The following is an 8323-nucleotide window of genomic DNA, read 5'->3' as shown; positions in this document are numbered from 1 at the left end:
ATTTATTACCTTGATTATAAAACAAAAAAAGGTAGATTTCCTCAGAATAAACTGAGAAAATCTACCTCTATTGGCCCGGAAGGGACTTTTTCAGTGCCCTCTAAACTTGCACGCCTGTTTTTTTATGCTTCCTGTATTTGATTCTCTTTTTTCTCTTTTTTGCTTGAAATGATCCACGAACCCACGGCAATTCCAATCAATACGACCCAGAATATCGATTTCCAAAGAGTTGATTCAGGGAAATGATGATCGATGACAGCCAGTGAAGGGTGTGCGAGTGTATATACCGCTAACTTCACCCCAACCCAACCTACAATCAAAAATGCTGCCGTTTCAAGTGAAGGACGCTGATGAAGCAATTTCACGAATGCATTTGCTGCAAACCGCATAATGATCAATCCAATCATACCACCGAGGAACATAACGGCGAATTGCCCTCCGTCAATACTGCCGACTTTCATCCAGCCTGTTGCAGGAAGTGTAACAGCCAGTGCAACGGCAGCCAACATGGAATCGATTGCGAAAGCGATATCAGCAGCTTCAACCTTTACCACGGTCAACCAGAAGCCAGATTGCTTTTTAGGTTTTGTGACTTCCTTCTCACCTTTACCAACGTATTTTTTGTAAATGTGCTGAAAAGCAATGAAAAGTAAGTAAATGGCACCGATCGCTTGAACTTGCCACACGTCGACAAGAAAGGAAATAAGGAATAGACTTGCAAAGCGGAAAACAAAAGCTCCCATCAGACCATAAAACAAGGCTTTTCGTTGTTGTTCTTTTGGTAAATGTTTAACCATGACAGCCATGACGACTGCATTATCCGCAGCGAGTATTCCTTCTAGTCCAACCAAGATAAGAAGGACCCAACCATATTCCAATAATATTGATGCTTCCATCCATTCAACCTCCAATAGTTTGTATTTTCTCCCTATCGGCATTGGCAAAATAAAAAGACCTCTGCCGTATAGGCAAAGGTCTTGCTGAACATGAAAACATGTCAACAAAGCCGATGAATGTTTCCATTCACGTAATGACGACTTTGTTTTAGGGCGAACCCTAACGCTACTCCCCTTTGAAAGGAAAATCAGTTATTAAGTATATTAATAGTATACGCACTTATTATGAAAATAACAATCTTTTTTATATTTGGATCATCCTCTTCGTTTCCCTTTGGATAATTTAATCAACTGCAAATATTCTTTACCAAAACGGATCCAGTTCGGTTTTCCAGAAAAGTAGTTCTGAAACAACGATAAAAACCTCGGATATTTCCTATCATATGGATACCATTGGATTTCTGTATTCTTTTTACCTTTATCGATCATGATCGCTTTTTCATGACAGAAAATCTTCAATCCATGCTCGCCATGATAGCGGCCAATGCCACTTTGTTTGGCACCGCCAAATGGTAAATGATGATTAGCAACAGTAATCAGCACATCATTGATCGTCACCGCTCCTGTAACTAACTGTGACGCAATCCGACTTGCTTTTTCCCTGTCCATCGACCATACGCTCGAATTGAGTCCATATTCACTTTCATTTGCAAGGGCAATCACTTGTTCCTCCGTATCAAAAGGCACAACAGGCAACACGGGTCCGAACGTTTCTTCTTTCATGATTTTCATGGAATGGTCGACATTGGACAGAATCGTCGGCGGAATGAAGTGGGTCTGTCCCGTTCTCCACTCTTTCGGAGAGGTTCCAGTTTCAAGTATGGCCCCTTTATTCAGTGCGTCCTCCAGGTGTCCAGCCACAATATCAACTTGTGCTGGGAAAGTCATTGAACCGATATCATCGTTTAATTGAATCCCCTGCCTCATGGACTTCGCTTTTTCTTTAAGCATCGTTAGGAATTCCTTATAAACGGAACGTTCTACATAAACCCTTTCGACACTCATACACACTTGCCCGCTGTTTGTAAAAGCACCCCAAAGAGCCCCGTTCACAGCCCGTTCCAGGTTAGCATCACACAGAACAATCATCGGATCCTTCCCGCCAAGCTCAAGAGTAGTTGGGATAAGTTGTTTAGCTGCGACCTCACCGATCATTTTTCCGGTCCTTACAGATCCAGTGAAAAATATATAATCTGGTTTTTGCTCAGTTAGTGCCGCCCCCAATTCTTTCCCCCCATGCGCAAACTGTATAGTTCCCTCTGGGAAACCAGCTTCATGAAACAGATTATCAATGCACAGCCCAACTAAAGGAGTTACCTCTGATGGCTTGGCGATGACTGTATTTCCTGCTGCTAGAGCATTTAGAATGGGTACCATAGAGAGCTGCAGCGGATAATTCCATGGTGAAATGACGAGAACCGTTCCACGGGGCATAAAATGGACATAGGATTTTTTCCCAGTTAGCATGAGTGGAGTGGACACCCTCTGTCCGGAAAGAGCTTTTACTGCATGTTTCTCGATATGCTTGATCGCATCAATGGTGGGCATAATGTCAGCAACCAGCGCTTCAATTTTTACTTTTCCCGTATCTTTTGAAATAACTTCAGCTATTTCATCCATTTTTTCAACCATCAATAATCGAAGCCGTTTTAAATATAGCAGCCGTTCTTTGATGGGAAGACTTGACCACGTTTGAAACGCATATCTTGATTTCTTATATATATCAGGGATCGAGGTCAGTGGCGTTGGAACGAATTCCGCAATCTTCTCACCTGTTGCCGGGGAATACACATCCCACTTGCCTTTGATTTTTCCCATAACTATTCCCCTTTCTTTACCAAATTCTTATCTGGTACTCCTTATCATTTTTATGTTATAAATAAAAATTGACCATAGCAGGAACAACTTCCCTGAAATCAGGACAAATGATTCCAGAAGCAACTAAATCGTTTTGGGCTGCAGTACTGTCAAAACGTCCTTTCCAAGTGAAGTAATCAAGGGGCTTCTTGTCCTAAATATGCCTTCATAGGACCCTTGATAGGAGCGCTTGGCTTAGTCCCATTGGAATATGGCCTTTTGGTCTTTCTTATACAATTCATCAACGAAAAGTTCATAAAATTCTCTAGCCTTACTTGGGTTGGGACCAGTTAAATGATAGGTTTTCCCTGCCTTCATTATATAATGCCGGAGATAAAGTAGCCTGTATAATATAATCGATTGTAACCAGGTTCACTACCGTTTCCCTCTCCGATGAAATATATGGATCAAGAAAATTGAGGTTGAAATAGCGACCATCGAATTTGATCGTTTCCCCTGTTTGGGAATGCCCCTTAACAATACTGGGCCTGATTATCGTAATAGGAATCTCTTTTTAAGCTCCTCGACAAGTAATTCAGCCTCAAATTTTGTCGTTCAAAATGATTCTTAAAGCTTTTCGGAAAGCGCAATTCATGCTCGTAAAGAATCCCTTCCCGATTCCCTGCCACATAACGGGTGCTAAAATACGTATACCTCTTAAGATTAGTTACCCCTTTATCAAATTCGTTTACATGGTCCTTACCTACGACATTGACAAGCCGGTCAATTTTTTCAGGGATAGCTAAATCGTATATCGCGTCAAGATTAAATATGTGTGTGACTTTTTGTTGAAGTTCATCGAATAATTCCACTCACCAATTTACCTTGAATAGTAATCACCTAGCCATAATAGCACTACCAAAATGGAATATATAGTAAAAATAATCATGATTAAAAGGAGAATTCACGATAACTATCGAAGTTAATGTATAGGAAACCAAAGGGAATTGCAGCTGTCAAGTTTATCGGGTTTAGTGTTTAATATGGGGTTTGGGAGGATAAATTCATATTATCGAATAAAAATTATTATCTATATAACTGATTTTCCGTTACTATATAAGAAGGCGATTTTTTCGCGCATACATATTTGAGGTGAGCGCACAAATGAAAAGAATAATTAAAGCATACGACTTCCCTATTTTCATCGCTGTCGTATTACTCTGTTTGTTTGGTTTAGTGATGATTTACAGTTCGAGCATGATTACTGCTGTTGCTCGGTACCACCAGTCCATGGATTTCTTCTTCGAGAAACAAAAAACGGCCTTTGTCATATCATTCCTGGCAATGATCGTGACGATGATTCTTCCTTATAAGATGTACAAAAACAAAGTTTTCTTGATGTCTATGATGTTTGGAATGGCCGGTATCCTTTTGCTGCTATTTATTTTCGGCCATACAGCAGGAAATGCCACAAGCTGGTTCAAGTTAGGGACAAAATCGGTCCAACCTGCGGAATTTTCCAAGTTAGTCATGATCATTTATCTGGCAGCCATTTACGGAAAAAGGCAGGATCGAATCAATAGCATTGATAAAGCCGTCATCCCCCCGATTTTCTTTCTCGTATTCATTTGTTTTTTAATCGGGATTCAACCTGACTACGGAACGGCAGCCGTCATTTTCCTAATTTCAAGTACGATGATCTTTTCATCCGGAATGTCATTTAAGAGTATTTCCAAACTCTCTTTGATTACTGCGATATTCGTTACAATATTTGCATTAGGAGTAATCGTGACAGGAAATTTTTCATCCGTTTTCTCTGAAAATAAAGTGTCTCGATTTACCGGGTTTGCAGATCCTTTTGGTCAAGAGGGAGGAAATGGGTATCAGCTCGTGAATTCCTTGTATGCGATAGGATCAGGAGGCCTTACAGGCGTGGGACTTGGTGACAGTGTACAAAAATACGGGTACCTGCCCGAATCACATACGGATTTCATCATTTCCATCATTGCAGAAGAACTTGGAATATTCGGTGTAGGCTTCGTTCTATTGACACTTGGGTTTATCGTCCTTAGGGGGTTTATACTCTCAGCAAAATGTAAAGATCCATTTGGAAGCCTATTATTGATCGGAATCTCATCCATGATTGGCATTCAAGTTGGTATCAACATCGGCGGTGCGACTGGACTAATTCCCATTACTGGTATCACCCTTCCGTTCATCAGCTATGGAGGATCTTCCTTACTGCTGCTCATGCTGTCAATGGGAATATACCAAAATGTCGTAATGCGAATGAATTTACTTGAACAGAAAGAGAAAGTCGTGTCCATCCCAAAAGATGAGATCGCTTCTTCAAAATAAACGATCCAATCCTTCACCCCCTGACATTTCTGTTCATGTCAGGGGGTTTTAGTCATACCCTCTCTCCAATCTTCGGTTATGGGATAACACATAAAAAAACAGGCAGTCAAAACCGACCGCCTGTTTTTTCAATTATAATGGATACCGATTTTCGTAAATCCTGAAATCAAACTAAGCAAAGGACAAAGTAAGCAAAAGAATGCAAATGGGGCATATTCAAGGGTTGGAACACCCAATACCTGTGTCAGGAATACACCGCAAACACCCCAAGGAACCAGAGGATTAACAACTGTTCCTGCATCTTCAAGTACCCTCGTAAGAGTTTTTGGGTGTAAGCCTAAATCTTCATATTTCTGCTGAAAGGCTTTCCCAGGCAGTATAACTGACAAATATTGTTCACCCACTAGGAAATTCACGCTGATTCCTGCAAATACAGTAGCGGAGATCACTTTCGCTACACTCGTCAGTGAATCCTGGACCGCATTTAAAATTGAAGGAATCACTCCCAATTCAAACAATAGTCCGCCCATCGCCAATGCCAACAACACCATCGAAACGGAGAACATCATACTTTCAATGCCGCCCCTCGATAGGATTGAGTCCAGTTGTTCCATTCCACTCTTGAGTACAAATCCGCCGTATAAAATATCTGCTAGTTTTGCAACCGTCAAATTAGGAGTTTGAATGAAAGCGATGATGGCTGCCGAAATGATTCCTGCCGACAATGTCGGAATGGCTGACACCTTTTTCAAAGCCATGACTAGAACGATGGCAAACGGAATCAAACTCCATATGCTTATGTTCGTTTCCATCTCCAGGGCTTTCGTCATGGCTTCAATTTCCTCAACGCGAGCCAGTTTGACATTAGGTGAAAGGAAGTAGAAGAGAATAAGTGATATTAAAAAACCTGGAATCGTTGTCCAAAGCATATTTTTGATATGTTCAAATAATGGTACTCCAACCGTTCCCGAAGCAAGGTTGGTCGAGTCGGATAATGGAGACATTTTATCCCCAAGAAATGCACCGGAAATGAGTGCACCGGCTGTGATCGCCAACGAAAAATCCATCGCCGACGCCATGCCTATGAAAGCAACGCCGATTGTGGCTGCTGTTGTAAGTGAACTCCCGATACAGAGCCCAAGTAGCGAGCACACCAAAAATGTGACCGCATAGAAATATTCACCGGAAATCCAGTCAAAACCATAGTACATGATGGTAGGGATCGTCCCGCTTGCCATCCAGATTGAAATCAGCATTCCAATGAAAAAGAATATATAGATAGCTCCCATACCAGAAACTGCACCTTTGACGATAGCCGCCTCCATAATTGAAAATGGCAGCTTCTTGATCTTTCCATAAACAAATAGAAATAGGATTGCCGCTATAATTGGAATATGGGGGGCAAGTCCATAATGTATGATACCAGTTGCAATAATTAATAATAGAACGGCCAAAACCCCAATTGCTTCAGGTAAGGAGAGTTTTAGCTTTGCATCTTCAAGACGCATAATGTATTTCCCCGCTTTCATTTTGTATATTCTCTAAGGTAAGGATAGGACTTTTCACTCCCTACAATTACTGAAACGCTTTTAAGCACTAAAGTACTAGCTAAATATAAAGGAGTTTCGGGCGATTGTCAAAGGAATAATAATCTATTTTAGTAGAATTCGATTCTTCATTCCTTTTTATCACAAAACAAAAACCCATACTTCGATTCGTATAGGTTCAGCTAAATATTCCCTAAGATATAAGTCCTCTTCTTTGCTTAGCCCCAAATAAGCCCCTATCTTAATCATGTCCCTACAATTCTTTCAGTTATGTCGTAGTCCCACCTAAATGAACTGCAAACTGTTCCTGATCATCAGATAATTTGGTTTTTAATTTACCAATTAATAAAAATTATTATTGTGTACAAACTACTTTTTGTAAGTAAAAAAATGATTCCTGTACACCGAAGATTTAGATTTTAGATTTGGTCAACTGCTGCATTCGAATATGTAATTACACAAATCCTATTATTATAATCTTTTTTATAAGTGGATAGTTTTCACAATCGATAATATTTGCGACGCATTTTCCTAGGCTTACACCTTTAATCAAACGCCATCCCTTTAAATAAAAATAGCCAACATCTACTCTTTTCAAAAAAAGGTTAATGTTATATAATAAGTTTGTTCAGTATTTCACAAACTTCTGTTGAAAAGTATCCATCCTAGAAGGATGGATACTTAGAAGGCTACATTAACAAGGAAATATAGATAGGTAATGTAATTAAAGATAGAATGGTACTAATTACAAATGAAGATGCTGTTTCAGTTGATAATGAATCAAATCTAGTTGAAATCATTGCAGCTACAGCAGATCCCGGAAATGATACTAGCAAAATAGCTTTAATTGTATCTGCATGATCAAGGCCAATTAGATGAGCAACCAGAATCATAAATAATGGAATAGCCACAACTTTTAAAATGGAAATACCAAAAGCAATTGGTCGTAGGCTAATCTTACGGATACCCACGGTTACACCAACAGCAAATAATGCAACCCCAGATGTCACTGACCCAATTTGATCAAGCGCATTTTTTATGATATCCGGTGCCTGGAACCCTAATAGTGTTAATACAACAGCAAGTAGGGGAATACATGCAAGCGGTTCGCTAAGACCATGCAAAACAATACCTAGAATGTTTGTTTTTTCATCTTTAGATTTACCCAATCTGGATTGTCCGACCGTACCAACTATTGTTGCTAATGGATCCAGAAGGGCATTCACCACAATACCGGTAATCGCAATAGGTATAGCTATCTCTTGCGCCCCAAACAAACTGCCTAATACAGATATCCCCATAAAAGCAAAGGCTGGCTGAGTTGCGTTTAATGAGAACATAGATGCTTTAGTTAAATCGTATTTAAACACCAAACGAGCCACTATTAAAAGGATAATGTAAAAGCCAATAACACCTATGGTCATAGTTAAGAAAAATGACCATTGATTAATTAAGGTTTGTTTTGAGGTTGTCGTGATCCCAATGAATAAGTGTGCAGGTAATGCAAATTTTGTAACTAACGTATTAAGCCCTTTGGATGATTCTGAATTAAAAATTTTAAAATAGCCACCCAAATAACCAATAATAATTGTAAAAAAGATTGGTATTAATGTTAAAAATATATTCCCAATATTCACTCGAGATGCACTTCTCTTTCCAAAAAATTGTCCTATTTAAAAGATTCTACTATGACTGACTTACCGGAGATCCCCTAAAACGGATCCC

General features: G+C 39.7%; 7 protein-coding genes. 1 reads left to right on the top strand and 6 read right to left on the bottom strand.

The annotated features are described in order from the left end of the window. Window positions 1-122: 122 nt before the first annotated feature. The 4 genes from SB775_RS05815 to SB775_RS05800 all read right to left on the bottom strand — a co-directional run bounded on the left by SB775_RS05815 (window position 123) and on the right by SB775_RS05800 (window position 3565). Window positions 123-896, bottom strand: coding sequence for a TerC family protein (locus tag SB775_RS05815; protein ID WP_410860815.1), 774 nt, complete (start codon window positions 894-896; stop codon window positions 123-125). A 255-nt stretch (window positions 897-1151) separates the two neighbouring features. After that, window positions 1152-2714: an aldehyde dehydrogenase family protein gene (locus SB775_RS05810; RefSeq protein WP_410860814.1), complete on the bottom strand. Its 1563-nt coding sequence runs from the start codon at window positions 2712-2714 to the stop codon at window positions 1152-1154. A 310-nt stretch (window positions 2715-3024) separates the two neighbouring features. Further along, window positions 3025-3234, bottom strand: coding sequence for a hypothetical protein (locus SB775_RS05805; protein ID WP_410860831.1), 210 nt, complete (start codon window positions 3232-3234; stop codon window positions 3025-3027). Then, window positions 3227-3565, bottom strand: a complete 339-nt coding sequence (locus SB775_RS05800; protein WP_410860813.1) for an SDR family oxidoreductase — start codon at window positions 3563-3565, stop codon at window positions 3227-3229. Before SB775_RS05800 ends, SB775_RS05805 begins: the two co-directional genes overlap by 8 nt. Before the next feature lie 292 nt (window positions 3566-3857). Between SB775_RS05800 and SB775_RS05795 the strand changes: the two genes are divergently transcribed. After that, window positions 3858-5051 carry an FtsW/RodA/SpoVE family cell cycle protein gene (locus tag SB775_RS05795; protein WP_089364132.1) on the top strand — a complete coding sequence of 398 codons (1194 nt, stop codon included), beginning with the start codon at window positions 3858-3860 and terminating at the stop codon, window positions 5049-5051. 128 nt (window positions 5052-5179) lie between these two features. Here SB775_RS05795 and nhaC read toward each other — a convergent pair whose 3' ends face one another. Together nhaC and SB775_RS05785 are read right to left on the bottom strand one after the other, a co-directional pair. Continuing rightward, window positions 5180-6559 (bottom strand): Na+/H+ antiporter NhaC, encoded by a 1380-nt coding sequence (gene nhaC / locus SB775_RS05790; protein ID WP_410860812.1) that lies wholly within the window; start codon window positions 6557-6559, stop codon window positions 5180-5182. 728 nt (window positions 6560-7287) lie between these two features. Then, a complete protein-coding gene (locus SB775_RS05785) occupies window positions 7288-8235 on the bottom strand; it encodes an AEC family transporter (RefSeq protein WP_089364133.1) in 948 nt (315 codons plus the stop codon). Window positions 8236-8323: the final 88 nt, after the last annotated feature.

Source organism: Peribacillus sp. SIMBA_075, from assembly GCF_046534585.1.
The sequence above is the reverse complement of the archived record's forward strand: the minus strand, read 5'-3'. Positions and strand labels throughout refer to the sequence as shown.

Bases quoted from the DNA above. Each gene is read 5' to 3' on its own strand.
- SB775_RS05810 (WP_410860814.1), bottom strand. From the start codon at position 2,714: ATGGGAAAAATCAAAGGCAAGTGGGATGTGTATTCCCCGGCAACAGGT.
- SB775_RS05795 (WP_089364132.1), top strand. From the start codon at position 3,858: ATGAAAAGAATAATTAAAGCATACGACTTCCCTATTTTCATCGCTGTC.
- SB775_RS05815 (WP_410860815.1), bottom strand. From the start codon at position 896: ATGGAAGCATCAATATTATTGGAATATGGTTGGGTCCTTCTTATCTTG.
- nhaC (WP_410860812.1), bottom strand. From the start codon at position 6,559: ATGCGTCTTGAAGATGCAAAGCTAAAACTCTCCTTACCTGAAGCAATT.